The following is a 15442-nucleotide window of genomic DNA, read 5'->3' as shown; positions in this document are numbered from 1 at the left end:
GACCGTGACACCACCGGGAGTTCGGGGACAGCGTGTCCAGAGGGCGGTGCCGAGGTGCGTCGTGAGGGGTGCACCAGCGGGCCAGTGTAGACCGGGTTCAGCTCGGGCTGAACCCGCCACGACGGGGTGTCCTTTGGCCGGACGACAAACGGGTGGTTTGGGTGATATTTGTGGTGGCGCAGTCGATTTCGTTGCAGATTCAACCGATCAGGGGAACGTGACCCGAGCGGGTGCGGTGCGGCTGGTGGTGGTACCGTCGCCGATCGCGCCGTCGATGTTCCCACCCCAGCAATACGCGCCGTCACGGGCGATCGCACAGCTCCGCAGATCGCCGACGGACACGGCGGTGACACCTCGGAGACCGTTGATCGTGGCGGGGAGCAGCACGTCGTCGGCGCCGGCCCGCACCGACCCCCAGCATTCGACCTCGCGTGCCGTCGTGACAGCACAGGTGGTGTTCTCGGAGGTGTCGATGTCGAGGAGGGGACCGGATCTCACCTTTGTGGGCACGCGCCGATCCGTCGCGGTGCCGTCCCCGAGCTGGCCGTGCTCGTTGGCACCCCAGCAGTAGCCCGCGTAGTCGGCGGTGACCGCACATGTCGTCCCCCGGCCGGCAAGGCCTCCGGTGCTCACCGAGCCCGGGAACTGCAGATTCTTCACCTGGGTGACCTCCGCACGGTCGACGGTCGTCCCGTCGCCGAGCTGGCCGGAGGAGTTGCCGCCCCAGCAATAGGCGTTGCTGCCGGAGATCGCGCAGGTGCTGTCCTCGCCGACGGAGACGGCGGTGACGGTTCGGATGCCCTCGACCTTGGTCGGGGCGGTGCGATACCAGCGGGCGCCGTCGCCGAGCTGGCCCGAACTGTTGCCGCCCCAGCAGAACAGATAGCTGTCGGCGATCGCACAGAAGCTGAACCCGTTGGTCGACACGTCGGTCACGTCGGACAGACCGGATACCTTCCGGGGACGTGCGGCCTTGGAACCCCAGCAGTAGAGCTCGGCCGAGGCCACCGCGCACGTGGTTGTGCTCGAGGTGACGATGTCGGTGACATCGGTGAGTCCGGCGACGCGGGTGGGGACCGACCGCGACGTCGTGGTGCCGTCGCCGATCTGTCCCTCGTCGTTCTTGCCCCAGCAGTATGCGGCGCGGTCGCGGACGGCGCAGGTGGTGAACGTGCCGACGGAGATGGCGCTGATCTGGCCGGTGGGCGGCCGGGGGTCGGCAGGCGATCCATTGGACCGCGTCGTCAGGACGGTGGCGGCAATGGCGACGGCGACCACCACCAGCGCGGTGATCGCGGCGAGCAGGATCGCCCGGCGTCGTCGCTGTCGTCGCGGTGTGATGCGGTCGACTGTCGCCGCGTCGGAATCCGCTGCGCTCGACTCCCTCGCCTGTGAGTCCGCTGCACCGGAACCGGGCGCCGTCGACATCCCGGTGTGTGGTGTGCCGGTGACGGACGATACCGGGCCGTCCGGCCCGAACAAGGAGACCCGGTCGGGGGTCGACGCACCCCGGTCCACGGTCGGGCGGGGGCCCGCGGCCGAGGTCCGCAGCACATCGGCGAGCCCGGCCGCGAACGATCGACAATCGGGGAATCGCAGCGACGGGTCCTTGGCGAGGGCCCGGTGGAAGATCGGGTCGAGTGCGACCAGATCCGGCCGCCTCACGCTCAGCAGGGGTGCCGGTCTGGAGAGCAGCGCGGCCATCATCGCCGACGGTGTCGGGGCCTCGAACGGGGCGACACCGGTGAGTAACTCGTAGACGGTGCAGGCCAGCGCATACTGATCGGTGGCGGGCCCGGCGGGCAGACCGTCGAGCAGCTCGGGTGCGGCGTAGGCCAAGGTGCCGATGAATGCCTGCGTGGCGGTGAACCGCGTGGAGTCGGCGAGTTTGGCGATCCCGAAGTCGAGCAGCACGACCTGGTCGATCGAACCGTCGTCCTCGCGGGTGACGATGATGTTGGCCGGTTTCACATCGCGGTGGATCACCTGGTGCCGATGCGCGTAGTCGAGTGCGTCGGCGGCGCGGGTCGCCACCACCCCGATCTCGGCGTCCGACAGACCACCCGCGGCGAGGTCCTGACCGTCGAGGTAGGTCATGGTGAACCAGGGCGAACCGTTCTCGACCCCGTAGTGGTGGATCGCGACGATCCCCGGATGCCGCAGCAATGCCACCGTGCGAGCCTCGTTGGTGAAACGCTGGTGGAACTCCTCGCGGTGCGACGCGGTGACCGAGATGATCTTCAAGGCCTCGCGACGCAAGAGATGGGGATGCTCGACGAGGTAGACCTGTCCCATGCCGCCCTCGCCCAGCGGCGCCAGGACCTGGTAGCCGGCGAACTCGTGGCCGGTCTCGAGCCGGGTCACCGTCGGGGTCCGGATCGGTCGGATGGTGCGCTCAAAACAGGACCTCTCCGGGGTTCGCCGTGCTCGTGGTGTCACCGATACCGAGCTGACCGTCGGTGTTGGCTCCCCAACACAGCAGTTTGCCGCCGGCGGTGGCGCAGGTGTTGTAGCCGGCGGTGGCGACCGCGGTCACCGGTGCGGGCAGATCCGGAAACTCCAGCGGGCTGATCAGGTAGCCGCGCTCGTCCGGGCCGGCTGCGTTGACCGGGTTGTTGCCCCAGCAGTACAGCTTGTCGTCGGCGACGGCGCAGACGGTCTGGCTCTCGGTGGACACCGCGGTCACCGGCGGGAGATCGGCAACTCGCTGCGGGGTGCGTGCCGGTCGACGCGAGGAGTCGCCGAGCTGCCCGAACCTGTTGTTGCCCCAGCAGTACAGCCGGCCCTCGGTGCCGATCACACACGTGGTGCCCACAGCAGTGGTGACGGCACTGATCCGGGACAGGCCGGGGATGCGCACCGGGACGTGCTGGTCGGTGTCGGAGCCGTCGCCGAGAGTGCCGAGTGTGTTCTTGCCCCAGCAGTAGACCTCGCCCGGCGCGGTGAGCGCGCATGTCACCGCCGACGATGTGGTGACCGCGGTGGCGTCGGGCACACCGCCGATCCTGGTCGGGGTGTGGCGCGCGGTGAGGGTGCCGTCGCCCACCTGCCCGTGGGAGTTGTCGCCCCAGCAGTACAGCGAACCGCCCGCCACCGCGCAGGTGGTGGTCGGGTAGGCCAGTCGGTCGCTGTCGAGGACGAGGTCGGTGCCGGTGGCCACCGAGCTGACGCCCGACAGCGCGCCGACCCTGGTGGGTTCGAGTCGATCGGTGGTCGACCCGTCGCCGAGTTGCCCGTTGTCGTTGCCGCCCCAGCAGTACAGCGCACCGCCGGCGATCGCACACACCGACGTCCACGACACGGCGACCCCGGTCACGTCGCTCAGGCCGGACAGTCTGACCGGGCTCGTGCGGTTCTCGGTGGTGCCGTCCCCCACGCGGCCGCGTGAGTTCTCGCCCCAGCACCACACGGAGCCCTCGCGGATCGTGCACGTGGTGCCGTTGGTCGATGACGTCGTGGCGGTGGTGGTCTGCGCCGGGGCGGTGTCGCTGCGGAGGATGACCAGCGCCGACACCGCGACCGCGACGATCACCACGGCCGCGACCACCAAGGCGAGGATGCCACCGAGGTGCCGTCGGCTCCGGCGCGACGGCGTGGATGGCGATGGGGTGTCGGTGTCGGTGTCGGGGGGTGGCGGGGGCTCGGGCAGGCCACGTAACAGGGTCGGTGTCGGCGGCTGTTCCCTCGCCGATGGTGCCGGTGCGACGGGGTCCGGTGGGGGCAGCGTGTTGCGCGACCGGTCCGGCGCATCCGACCCGGATACGTCATTCGAGGGGGCGGACGGCGACCCGTTGTCGGTGGGGATCGCGGTGTGAGCGGGAACAGTGGTGTCGGCGGGTACGACCGTCGGCTGTGCCCGGCCGCGAAGCGAGGGGACCGGGTCGTCGGCCACCGGGATCGTCGCCGAGCGCGCTGCCGACGCCGAGCCGACAAAGCTGCGGCAATCGGGATAGCGCTGGGCAGGGGAGTCGGCGAGGGCGCGGGCGAAGATCGGGTCCAGCACCGTGAGATCGGGGCGGTGGGCGCCGAACCCGGTGAACGAGAAAGCCGGCGGCATCCCGGTGAGCAGGGTGAACAGGATGGCGGCCAGCGAATACTGGTCCGCCGGTGCCCCCGCTGTGCCTCCCGCGCGTACTTCCGGGGCAGTGTAAGAGGTCCCACCGGACAACGGATTGGCCTGGTGGCGGGGCATCAGACCGATGACGCCGATGTCGAGGACGACGACGCTTCCGGGAGCACCGGGCGGCGTGGCCGCGGTGAGTAGGATGCCCTCGGGGGCGAGATCGGTGTGCAGCACACCGCTGCGGTGGGCGTGGTCGAGGGCGTCGGCGACCAGGGATGCGATCGCGAAGGCCTCGGCGTCGTCACGTCGCCCGGCGGGCAGTGGCACACCGTCGAGATGTGTGGTGGCCAGCCACGCGTACTGCTGGTCGATGCCATGGTGGGTGACCCGAGGGAGTCCGGGATGGTGGAGCCGTGCAAGTGCGCGGGCCTGCGTGTGGAATCGGATGCCGGCGTCGTCGGCGGCCGCTCCGGGAGGGAGGATGCGCAGGTCCTCGTGTCGCGGCGGGGTGTCGTGGTCGCCGAGGAACACCTGTCCGATGCTGTCGACGCGCATCGGCCCGAGCAGGCGGTAGCCCGCGATCGAGCCCACATACTCCCCGCTCACAGAAAACCGTCCCCTCGGCATGTTCCGGCCGTGTAGCCCGCGTTGACGATACCGAAGGGGAGTGTCGCCACGGCCGGACCCGGCCGTCGGGGCCGGTCATGGGACCACGCGCGGGGTGGTCCCATGACCATGGACGGACGGCCCCCTCGGCGGACGAGCCTCTCGGGAGCCGTGGTGGTCCGTCTGCGTCCGTACGGAGCAGGATCGTACGGACGCAGGACCGTACGGATCAGGAGACCGCGCGGGCGGCCTCGGCGATGATGTCGGTGACCGTCTCCGGGCGTGAGCTCGCAACGGCGTGGGATGCGTCGACCCGCACGATGTGCGAGCCGGCACGAGTGGCCATGAATTCCTGCTCCTTCACGGGGATCGCGTTGTCCTGGGTTGCGATGAGCGCCCACGACGGCAGCGTGCGCCATGCCGGTGTGCCTTCGAGATCGGCGGTGAGGGCCTTCTGGGTGACGGGTCGTTGGATGGTGGCGCTGAGGCGGACGCGCTCGGGTGCGACGTCACCGGCGATGACCTCGCCGAAGCTGTCCGCGTTGACCCGCAGCTCGGGCTCGCCGGCGTGGGTCAGGACCGTGGAGGTCTCGGCGCCGAGTGCGGTCGCCCCGGACAGACCGAAGGCGTTCTCACCGGTGTCCGGCTGGTATGCGGCGACGTACACCAGTGCCCTGACGTTCGGCAGCTGCTGTGCCGCACGGGTGATGACCACGCCGCCGTACGAGTGCCCGACGAGCACCACGGGGCCATCGACGGCGCGCACGATCGAGGACACGTACTCGGCGTCGCTGTTCACATCACGAAGCAGGTTGGGTGCGGCGACCACATCGAAGCCCCGGCCCCAGAGTTGGGGGATCACATCGCTCCAGCTGGACGAGTCGGCGAACGCCCCGTGTACGAGAACGATGGTCGGGTTGCTGCTCATGAAGATTCCTTACTGGTAGAACGACCGGTCTCTCCGGTAGTAGAAAGACTAGTCGTTCTGCCCGCCACCACGCAAGCCAGAGATACCGGTCGTTCTCGTATACTGGGCGGGTGACGACTACTGAATCCATGACGAGTCCCCGGGATCGGCTCCTGCGCACCGCCTCGCACCTCTTCTATACGGAAGGGATTCAGGCTGTCGGCGTGGAACGCCTGGTGAAGGAGGCGTCGGTCACGAAGGCCACCTTCTACCGGCACTTTCCCAGCAAGGACGACCTCGTGTCGGCCTACCTCACCGACACGGCGCAGGGTATCCGCGAATCGGTGGATGCCGCCCGGGCGGGGAAGGCGCCGCTGGAGGCGCTGCATGCGGTCATGGCGGCCCTCGGCGACTCCACGCTCGAGGACGGGTTCCGGGGCTGTCAATTCCTCAACGCCGCGGCCGAGTATCCCGATCGGACCCATCCGGTTCGAGCGGTCATCGACGATCAGAGGGCATGGTTGTCCGGAGTGCTGCGCGACCTCGCCGCCGATCTCGGCCATCCGGACCCCGACTACGCGGCACGGCTGCTCATGCTCCTCCATGACGGGGCTTTCCAGTCGGCCGAACTGGACGGACCCACGCGCGTGCGCGAGACCCTGCGTCGGGCGGTGAACCAGCTCTTCCCGGCGCCGCGCTGACCGGGGGTCGGCGCGGCACCGGGAATGGTGGTGTCAGGAAGTGTTGTGCCACAGGTGTTCTGCTGATCTGAGCCGTCCCCGGTTCCGTTTCGGATCACCGGTCGGGGCGTGGCGTCGGGTCATGCATCCGTGGCGGAACCCCTCGTCGTATTCCGTGCGAGAAGCGTGGGTTCGGGTCTCGGGGCCGGCGTCCGGCTCTGCACGATGCACGCCGCGGCTCCGAGGAGGAGACCCCCGATGGCATACGGCGACAGGGTCTCGCCCAGTCCGACCCACGCCATCACGCTCGCGGCCGCGGGGATCACCGCGAAGAGGATGGACGCCGCGCGCGCCCCCGCCCGGCGAATGCATGCGGCGTACAGCGTGGTCGCGCCGACCGAGGTCAGCACCGTCATGACCACGATCAGGACGATCGCGCGCGGCCAGTCGCTGCACTCGGCCGGGCCGGTGAGGGTCAGGACCGCGGCGATGGGGGTGGAGGCGGTGACGCCGATGGCGGTGACCGTCCACGGATCGACGTCTGCGCAATAGCGACCCTGGTGGATGCCGCCGTAGCACAATCCGAGCATTGCGACGACGACGGCGGCAACCGGGATGCCGATGGAATGGTCGGCGAGGAGCTTCGGAGTGCAGGCGAGGACGACCGCCGCGACGCCGAGAACAAGGGCGACCGCCCCCGCGGGGCTTTCGCGATGCCCCAGCGTGACGGACATGATGAGTGCTGTGACAACGGGATTGAGCGCGACGATCAATGATGCCAGTCCCGGTGACACGCCGTTCGCCAGCGCCCAGTACAGGCTCAGGAACTGCACCGCCTGCGTCAGGACGCCGGCGATGACGGCGTGTATCACCGTGCGCCGCGACGGCCGTTTCGGGTGTCGGATGGCGACGATCACCCAGAGGATCAGTGCCGACAGCGCGAACCGCAGGAGGACGACCAAACGCGGCGACATGATTGCCACGGTCGAACTACCGAGCGGATACCCGGCGCCGTACAACACGACGGTCGGGACGAGAAGTCGGGCGGACAAGGCATTCGATCGCATGATCTAGATCGTTGTCGGCCTGCCGACACAACCCCAAGACCGATCACGAATCGTGAATGGTTGTGACACGATCGGTGAGGTGACCACTCTGGATATCGTCCCGCTCCGGAGCTTCGACGCGGTCGTCGCGTTCTCCAGCGTTCGGTGTGCGGCGCAGGCGCTGCACCTGTCGCAGCCCGCGGTGTCCGGGCATCTCCGACGACTGGAGCGGCAGGTCGGGGCCGCGTTGGTGATGCCCCAGGGTCGCGGCATCACCCTGACCGGCGACGGCGAGCTGCTCGCGACCTACGCGCGGTCGATCCTTGAACTGCACGACGAGGCCGTCGACGCGCTGACCCCGGCGGCCGACGGCGAACTGATCGTCGCCGCCTCGGAGCATGCGGCGGACGGGCTCGTGCCCTCGCTGATATCCGCACTCGGCGCCGAGCTTCCCGACGCGGTCATCCGCCTGCGTCTCACCCGGAGTGCGCGGGCACGGGAGATGCTCCATGACTCGAGGGCCGACATCGCGGTCACCCTGACCAGCCACGCGCAGGGCAGTGCGAAAGTGGCCACGGTGCCTCTGGAATGGCTGGGGGTCCCCGGGGCCCCGACCGACCGCGTGATCCTGTTCGAGCGCCCGTGTGCGGTCCGCGATCAGGCGGTGGCCTCCCGCCGCGTGGCCGACTTCGAGATCGTTCGGGAATGCTCCAATCTCACCGCTGTCGTGGCCGCGGTCCGTCATCGGGAGGGCATCACCCCACTCCCACGCATCGGCGCGCGTCCAGACGGACTCGAGCGGGTGCGCGGGCTCCCGCCGCTCCCTGCCGTGCCCGTCTACCTGGCCACCGGTCCACGGGTTCCGGCCGGTGTCCGTGCCGCGGTGACACGTCGTATCCGGTCGGTGCTGCCGCCGCAGGACGTCCTGGTGGACTAGTGAATCCGGTACTCGGTCAACGTATCTGGTCACCGTTGCCGTTGCCGTTGCCGTTGCCGTTGCCGTTGCCGACGTCGGGGCCGGTCACCGGGCCACTCGGAGGCCGGCCCGGTGGCCGTCGATCGCGGTTCTTGTTGAAGACCACCGTCGCGATCGGTACGGCGACGGCGATGACCACGAGGACCAGGAGGAAGATCGCGACGATGCCCAGCATGTGCTGGAGCGTAGCGGCCACCGTTTCCAGTTCGAGTGTTTCCGGTGCAGCGGTGTCGGTGGTTCGAATGAGCCCGGTGCTACCCGGCCTGGCCTGCGGAACGTTGGGTGACCACGTCTCGCTGCCCTCGGTCCGATTCCGGAGGCGGCCGGGTCGGCGCGTGCGGCGGTGTTGTCGGTACCGGGATGCGGGCATGGCCCTGCGGTGGCGTCGACGATCCTGACCGCGGCGCTGCCTGATCGCATGGCGGTGTATGACCGCCATGCGGCGAAAGCTCTGGCGACTCTGGGTTTCGAGCATCCGGGCCAGAGCTACTCGGCGTACATGGCGGCGGTGTGCGACGTGGCGCAACGGTTGTCGGAACACACGCAGCGCGAGTGGTGTCCACGTGATGTGGACAAGGCATTGTTCGTCGGCCGGAGTCACCACGACGTGATCGAGGAATGCGAGCTGTCGGATGTCTTGTCGGTGGTGGCTCTGCTGCGCCTCGACGGGACGCGTCTACAGGGACGCGGGTATCCGGCTTCGTCGGATATCTGCAACTCGACGAGCAGGGCCGGCGGTGACCAGAGGATCAGGAGGAAGATCGCGGCGATGCCCGGAATGTGAAGCACCCGAAGGTGTTTCGATGTAGAAGTGGGCACCGAGGATCGGTGTCCGAGGTCCGAATCAGGCCAGATCGGAGTGAGTGATCGGTGAATCATCTCCACGGCGCCTTTCACCGCAGACGGGTCGGTCCGTCGGGGACCTGGCGGGCAGCGGTTCTTGTCCAGTTCGAGGAGCGATACGCCCCGTGCAGTGAGCCGAAAGCGCAGGGGTCGCGTCGTAGCCGTCTCGATGATCCCGGCATCGTCGAGGCGCCGCAGTCGCGGGCGGACGAACTGGCTGGACCGACCCACCACGTCGGCGAGGGTGTTCGCCTTTACAGCGGGGTTCGCATCGAACCTGGTCAACAGGAGGCGCCGACTCGCGATCGAGTCCGATGCTCGGTGGAAATTGCTCATCCTCCACCAGGGCGCGGAGACGCGCCGCGATCATCTGGGTGCCGCGTTGAGGCTCTGAGACCTCCGGCCGCATGAGCGAGCACCCTTGATGTCTGTCTACTTGCCTGGATGTGTGTGCTTCAAGGACTTGCCGATGAACTTCACAAGCGAATGATCAGCGACCGACCCTCGGATTGCTCGATACGCCCCGGTGCGCCCCGATGAGACGTATGAACGCCTGGTGACCGGGGTCGTACGTGTGCCCCGCCAATTGGTATGAATGGGTGGGGTGATTTTGGAAATGGGAAAGTTGGCGGGTGAATATGAAAAAGTCGCTGTCATCTTTGAGGATTAACCCGTCCTCGGATATCTGGAGCGATTTGAGTGAGAACTGCTATCTATTCGAGGGATTCCACCGTTCAGATGAGTTTCGGTATTTCGGCTGGTAGGTGAATGCCCGACGGGGTAGGTTTCACCCGTCTGAAACGTTCCCTAGAACGGAGCCTCACATGCGCTCGATCCGTGCCATTCTCGCGGTTGCGTCCTTGACTGTGACCCTGTTCCTGGGAGCATCACTCGGTACCGCCAGTGCTGCGCCAACGGAGACCCAAGCGAGTATGAACCCGGGCTACTTCGCCACGACGTAGGGTGGTCATGATCGATCAATGACGTTACGCCCCAACCACACCGGCACCTCTTACACGGGCGCGGGGGTTGACGACTTCGAGAGCTGGAACGTTCTGTGGGGGTGACTGGGACGGTAGTGTCTACGTGACGCTGGCAGAACAGACACAGAAGGTGGGGAGTCGGAATCGGGGATTCTTCCCCGGTAGAGTTCTCGCCTTCACTTTGTCTCGTAAGTATGGAAATCCGGCTCTCGTCAACGGCGGTACTCCGTGGTGCTCGCAGATACACGGGTGGTCTCCGGTCTGCTGACAGAGCGCGAGGGGATTGGATACCAGATCATCCGCGTCGGCACCACCAGCCCTTACAACTGGCTGTGAACACCGTCCCAGTGGGAGCGCGGAGCTGCGCTGCGCACCCGACATGACCGCAGGATCGCTACCTTGTGGCACGAGGCATAGGAGTTCGGTGTCTGTCACAGTGTCACCGACTTGTGACACGATCGCATGTGACGACGCCAGCGAGAGCGAACAACCCCTCTGACCTGGTGCGCGCAAAGGGATTCGAACCCCTGACCGCTGGTGTGTAAGTTCCGCTATCTGCGAAAACATACTTTACCGGAGGTTACCGGCGATAGTCCATGATTCACCGAAAACCTCTGGTTGGAGTGCGTAAACTACGGTAATCGTTACCGTTGTCTAATCTTGCTTGCGTCGCGTTCTGCGGACTGGTTGCGGACTGAACCCGACGACTTTGGACAACGTCTGATCGGCCGCCATAGGCTCGACCGGTCGGTTGCGTCCGGGTCTCATGACCTCCCCAACGCGGCGCAGTCCACCCGGCAACGAGACCCCCGCGGGTCGTCGCTAGCGGGGGTCTCAGTGTTGAAGGATCTGCAACACCACTTCTGTTGCCACGGCCGCGATGAGGACCACTACGAAACCAAGCTGAAACTGTAGCGCTCTCTTGGCCTGGCACGCCCGTCGCTCGTTGGCTTTCCGAAGCGCGATTATTGCCTCGACGTGGCGCTTGGCGACTACACGTTGTGGGTCGTCATCCTGGTCGATCCACTTGTCGCCGATCATCCTGACGAGCATCGTGTTCGACGTAGAGAGAATCTGACTTGGCGCCGACTGCGCCAGCGACGCCGCGGCGAGGGCACCGATCCCTAACAACGCTGCAACCCCGGCGATGATCCATGTCGCGGTATGTGGGCGAATGCCGATACTCGCGCCGAGTGCGAGCGCGGCGGCCGCAACTAGGACGGTCAAGATCGATAGCACTGTGCGCGCGATGACTTCTCCGCGGGCGGTCATGGTTGCCATTCGGTCGTACTCGCGTTGCAGTAGGCCTTCTAGATGATTGGAGAAGACTTCGGGACCCCGGGGGCGATCAGTTGCCACGTTCGTGCTTGAAGTGCACTGAGTCCGGGTCCTGGCCGTGAGTCTGCACATCGCTCGACCCCCAATCGACGAACTCTGGCGTCTCAGTCGTTCCCTGCGTCTCGACCACCGGGAAATCCTCACCGCTGTCTTCTGGGTTGCTCATTGGGTCTTACCCTTTCCGTCGCCGTGTTCGGGGTGGTGGGGCGCTGCCGGTTAGTGAGTCGCTCGATCCCCAATCGACAAACTCGGGCCGGTCGGCGCTGTCCGTAATGCGTCGGTCTTGGGCGTCGGCGGGCTGCTCAGACTCCGATTCGTTGTCATTTCGACCGGCCATGCTGGCACCCTTCTGAAGAATGTCTATCGCTCTTGTTCAGGTTAATCGTCAACTCTGACACTGGTGGATAACGGCACCGACCGGAGTCGTCCAATCGGACCCTAGCGTCGAGTCGGACGTCGATGGTCGCTCTGCTCGGGCGGTGGGGCGTAACGCCCGAACCCGCGTGTTTGATTCAACACGCGTTGCCGTTGTTGTTGGTCGGCGAGCCATGCTCGGTAGGCGTGCGGGTGTCGGTCGGGGTCGGGGCGGTTGCTCATTGCTGGGGCTCTCTGCTGCTGAATCCGACTGCTGGTGAATCCGAATCCGCTGGGCGGTCGACGTTCGACGGTCGCTTGTCGTGTCTGGTTGCGGTGGTGGCGGGTGCCTACGCGGACGATCTGGGGTCGCGGTCGGCGCGTGCCTCGATGGTGGCCTGCGACAATGACCGCGGGCAGTTGGGCGTCGTCGTGTTCGTCACGCCATTCCGCAAGATCGGGGCGTTCAGTCTCGGCGCTCACTTCGTAGATCGAGGTGTCGAGGCCGTCGGCGTCCTCCTCGTCTGCGCCGACGACCTCGATCGCGAGGACCTCCCGGCCCAACACTTCGAGCGAGATTCTCATGCCACCCCACCCCGTGCCGACGACATCGCAGAACGAATCGCCGCGGTGGCGGCTTCGTTCTCCCGGCGGCGTTGCTCACGTCGCAGGCGTGCGTCGCGTAGCTCCTGCTCAGCGAGTTCGGCGGTGACTCGCGCGTGCTCGGCCGACTCGCGCTCGGCACGTAGCTCCGGCGTGGGATCGGGGTCGCAGTGTCCCCACCCGCATGCGAAGTCGACCCGTGTCCACCAGCCGGGCGAACCACCTTGGGACCCGTGTCGCGGCCACGCTGCGTCCGCGGGTTGGGGACGACCGTTCATCGGCTGACGAACGAACCGGCCCTCGTCGAGCACTCCGGCCGGGACTGTGGTGTCACGGCCGTGATGGGCGCGGTAGCAGTCCACGCGAAGACACCGCACACACTCCCACCGAACCGGTTGCGAGGCCTTACCGTTGGCGCTCGCGGCGAGACCTATATGCGTTGTGCGGGCCGTCAACTCGTGACCGCGCCGACAGTATTCGGGCACGCGCAGCACCCACGGGCTTGCGCTCACCGGACGACGTGTCGTTGAGCGGCGAGAAACTCCCGCGGGGGTCGGCCCTTGTCGTCGAGCAAGCTCCGGTCGCGGCACCACTGGTCGAACGTTTCGCCCGCTCTCTGGGCGGCGAGCATGCTGCGCCAGTGCGGCCACGGGTGCCGAATCTGGGCAGTCAGTGGGGAGGGCCGGTCGTGGGGGTCGGCGAACGGGTTGAGGGTGTGCCCGGCGCGCATCTCGGCGCCGGTGTGGCCGTAGGCGGCGAGACATTCGTCGTCCCGGTCCAGTCGAGGCATGCCCTGTTCGTCGCCGATCTCGTCGAGCCAGTAGTCGGCCCGGCATTGATCGGGGATTGCGGCAGGTGTGATCTGGCGTCCGGTGCTGCCTGCGACCTCTCCGGCACCGGCCAACCGGGCTATTACCGGGCCGCCGATCGCGGGGCGGTCGGCTGGTTACGCCGTCTCGGCTTGCGCGGCGCTGCGGTTCCCGCGGTGCCCATGTACGGGCCGCGGGTCGAGCCGGGCACGGCACCCGTCGAGGTCAACCGGCCCTCGTTGGCGGCGACGGTGAAGTTGTGGGCGATCAACGCTTGCAGCTTCGACAGGGCGAGGCGCTGTTGCCGGATCTCGGTGGTGGCCGGGTTGTTCTTCACCCCACCGGTCGGAGAGACGATCACCGCACCGTCGGTGTCGATCGACCGCTGAAGGGCGGTAATGGTGTCGATGGTGGCGCACGCGTTCTCGATCAGTACCTCGTCGGCGTGGTCGAGAATGAGGTTCAGTCGGGCGGCCTCGTCCACATAGTGCTGACGCAACGCCCGCGACGACATGTCGACACCGGCGGGCTTGGCCTTCGGCGTCCGCTTCGCAGGCTTGGGGGTGGTCATTCGGTCACCGTCGCCAGCATTGCATGCACCTGGGCGAGGGCCGTTTTGAACTGGGCGGCGGTGGTGTTCGTGCGCGCGAAGTCGGTCGCGGCCTCGGCTGCGAGCGTCTCGGCGGTGCTCTTGTGCTCTGCTGCGATAGCCATGCTGGTGCCCTTCCACTGGTCGATGTCTCAGTGTGGGCCGCGGCCTACCAGCATTGTCAAAACTCAGCACGGCGGCCAACCGGGCGAACTCGCAAGTCCTCCTGCATCGGACTAGGGCATAAGCCGGTTGCGTGGGCGTCGTCAACTACTCAATTTCGTAGGTGAGTGACGAAACCGGGCTGGTTATCGCACACCAGCCGCGTATAGCATGTGTGCATGCTCATCCGCTTTGAAGTGTCCAACTTCCGATCGGTCAGCGGTGCCGACCCGGTCGAGCTATCTCTGGTCGCGATCGATGACGACAGATCGGCTTCGCGCTGGCAAGACGCGTTGGGCCTCAGCTTGCTGCCTGTCGTGGCAATCTACGGTCCTAACGCCTCGGGTAAGTCGAACGTTCTAGCGGCGCTGGCCTGGCTGCGTGATGCCGTCACGACCTCCCTGCGCTACTGGGACGACGAGATTCCGATTGATCCGTTTGCTTTCAGTTCTCATCAGGATTCGAGTTCCGTCTTTGAGATCGAAATGATGGTCGACGGCGTGAGGTTCGAGTACATACTGGAGCTATCTAGTTCCCACGTATCGTACGAGGGACTGTTTCACTATCCGAATAAGAAACGGCGCAGAGTATTTGAGCGCGAGGGGCTCAACCTGACACTACAGCGTGGTGTCGGAACAATTTCTGGGACTCGCGAGCTACTCACCGACAGGACGGTGGCCCTAGCGGTTGCGAAACGTTTTGATGAGCCACTAGTTAGCCGTTTTGCCGAGCAAATCGGAAAACTGAGATCATTTGGTTCCGTGCATCCGTCGCGATATCGACGCCGTTTTGGCGTTCCCGGGCGGTATTTCGGCCTCAATCAGACAATGTCCTTGTTCGACGATGAACGACAGTTCAGTCTATTTGACGACCTTGAAGATCCGAACCGCGGCCGGTTAGGAGATGGTCGGGATGCGGCATTGGCAATGCTTCGTCTTGCTGACCTAGGAATCGATGATGTTTTGGTCGAAAATGAAGAAATAATCAGTCCCAATAACGACAGAAGGGAGGTCCGCCGAAGCGTCCGACTGGCGCATCGTGTCGGATCTTCTAGTGAATATCTAGATTTTCATGATGAGTCTGATGGAACACAGATGTGGTTTCGGCTAATTGGACCCGTTGTACGGGCTCTGAACTCAGGTTCGGTAGTAATTTTCGACGAACTCGACGCAAGCCTTCACCCTACTTTGTCCGCGCAGTTGATTCGCCTCTTTCATGACCCAGGAACGAATCCGCTGGGTTCTCAGATTATTTTCAGCTCACACGATACAAGTCTTCTCAATCATCTGAATAGGGATGAAGTCTGGTTAACTGAGAAGCGCAAGGATGGAAGCACTCGACTAGGTGCGCTCTCGGATTTCGCTGGGGAGCGCGTACGCCGTTCCCGTAATCTTGAGTCTGCCTATCTTCACGGCCGATTCGGGGCTTTGCCTGATATTGATCAAACAGATTTTCTGCGGGCCCTCGGGTTGATTGGATAGGC

Annotated in this window: 13 protein-coding genes; 4 read left to right on the top strand and 9 right to left on the bottom strand. The window is 65.8% G+C overall.

The window, feature by feature from the left end:
- Positions 1–207: 207 nt before the first annotated feature.
- The 3 genes from ACWDUA_RS05565 to ACWDUA_RS05555 all read right to left on the bottom strand — a co-directional run bounded on the left by ACWDUA_RS05565 (position 208) and on the right by ACWDUA_RS05555 (position 5597).
- Positions 208–2364 carry a protein kinase domain-containing protein gene (locus tag ACWDUA_RS05565; protein ID WP_449750002.1) on the bottom strand — a complete coding sequence of 719 codons (2157 nt, stop codon included), beginning with the start codon at positions 2362–2364 and terminating at the stop codon, positions 208–210.
- Positions 2365–2395: 31 nt separating this feature from the next.
- A complete protein-coding gene (locus tag ACWDUA_RS05560) occupies positions 2396–4669 on the bottom strand; it encodes a protein kinase domain-containing protein (protein WP_449750001.1) in 2274 nt (757 codons plus the stop codon).
- 229 nt (positions 4670–4898) lie between these two features.
- Entirely contained in the window at positions 4899–5597 is a 699-nt protein-coding gene (locus tag ACWDUA_RS05555; protein ID WP_449750000.1) for an alpha/beta fold hydrolase, read from the bottom strand.
- A 110-nt stretch (positions 5598–5707) separates the two neighbouring features.
- Between ACWDUA_RS05555 and ACWDUA_RS05550 the strand changes: the two genes are divergently transcribed.
- The gene (locus ACWDUA_RS05550) at positions 5708–6277 is read left to right on the top strand and encodes a TetR/AcrR family transcriptional regulator (protein ID WP_449749999.1); all 570 of its coding nucleotides are present in this window, start codon (positions 5708–5710) and stop codon (positions 6275–6277) included.
- Between the two features lie 119 nt (positions 6278–6396).
- On the opposite strand, the gene ACWDUA_RS05545 is transcribed toward ACWDUA_RS05550, so the two are convergent.
- Entirely contained in the window at positions 6397–7323 is a 927-nt protein-coding gene (locus ACWDUA_RS05545; RefSeq protein ID WP_449749998.1) for a DMT family transporter, read from the bottom strand.
- Positions 7324–7402: 79 nt separating this feature from the next.
- On the opposite strand from ACWDUA_RS05545, the gene ACWDUA_RS05540 reads away from it, so the two are divergent.
- The gene (locus ACWDUA_RS05540; protein ID WP_449749997.1) at positions 7403–8239 is read left to right on the top strand and encodes a LysR family transcriptional regulator; all 837 of its coding nucleotides are present in this window, start codon (positions 7403–7405) and stop codon (positions 8237–8239) included.
- Between the two features lie 16 nt (positions 8240–8255).
- Here ACWDUA_RS05540 and ACWDUA_RS05535 read toward each other — a convergent pair whose 3' ends face one another.
- Complete coding sequence (locus ACWDUA_RS05535; RefSeq protein ID WP_449749996.1) at positions 8256–8453, bottom strand: hypothetical protein; 198 nt, start codon at positions 8451–8453, stop codon at positions 8256–8258.
- A 204-nt stretch (positions 8454–8657) separates the two neighbouring features.
- On the opposite strand from ACWDUA_RS05535, the gene ACWDUA_RS05530 reads away from it, so the two are divergent.
- Positions 8658–9062 (top strand): hypothetical protein, encoded by a 405-nt coding sequence (locus ACWDUA_RS05530; RefSeq protein WP_449749995.1) that lies wholly within the window; start codon positions 8658–8660, stop codon positions 9060–9062.
- Positions 9063–10938: 1876 nt separating this feature from the next.
- Here the strand turns inward: ACWDUA_RS05530 and ACWDUA_RS05525 are convergent.
- From ACWDUA_RS05525 to ACWDUA_RS05510, 4 genes are all read right to left on the bottom strand, one after another.
- Positions 10939–11376 carry a hypothetical protein gene (locus ACWDUA_RS05525; protein WP_449749994.1) on the bottom strand — a complete coding sequence of 146 codons (438 nt, stop codon included), beginning with the start codon at positions 11374–11376 and terminating at the stop codon, positions 10939–10941.
- Between the two features lie 1531 nt (positions 11377–12907).
- Positions 12908–13303 (bottom strand): hypothetical protein, encoded by a 396-nt coding sequence (locus ACWDUA_RS05520; protein WP_449749993.1) that lies wholly within the window; start codon positions 13301–13303, stop codon positions 12908–12910.
- A gap of 8 nt (positions 13304–13311) precedes the next feature.
- Positions 13312–13779, bottom strand: a complete 468-nt coding sequence (locus tag ACWDUA_RS05515) for a P27 family phage terminase small subunit (RefSeq protein WP_449749992.1) — start codon at positions 13777–13779, stop codon at positions 13312–13314.
- Positions 13776–13922: a hypothetical protein gene (locus ACWDUA_RS05510; protein ID WP_449749991.1), complete on the bottom strand. Its 147-nt coding sequence runs from the start codon at positions 13920–13922 to the stop codon at positions 13776–13778. Before ACWDUA_RS05510 ends, ACWDUA_RS05515 begins: the two co-directional genes overlap by 4 nt.
- Positions 13923–14138: 216 nt before the next feature.
- Between ACWDUA_RS05510 and ACWDUA_RS05505 the strand changes: the two genes are divergently transcribed.
- The gene (locus ACWDUA_RS05505; protein WP_449749990.1) at positions 14139–15440 is read left to right on the top strand and encodes an AAA family ATPase; all 1302 of its coding nucleotides are present in this window, start codon (positions 14139–14141) and stop codon (positions 15438–15440) included.
- The last annotated feature ends 2 nt before the right edge of the window (positions 15441–15442 follow it).

Source organism: Gordonia sp. NPDC003376 (assembly GCF_053589235.1).
The sequence above is the reverse complement of the archived record's forward strand: the minus strand, read 5'-3'. Positions and strand labels throughout refer to the sequence as shown.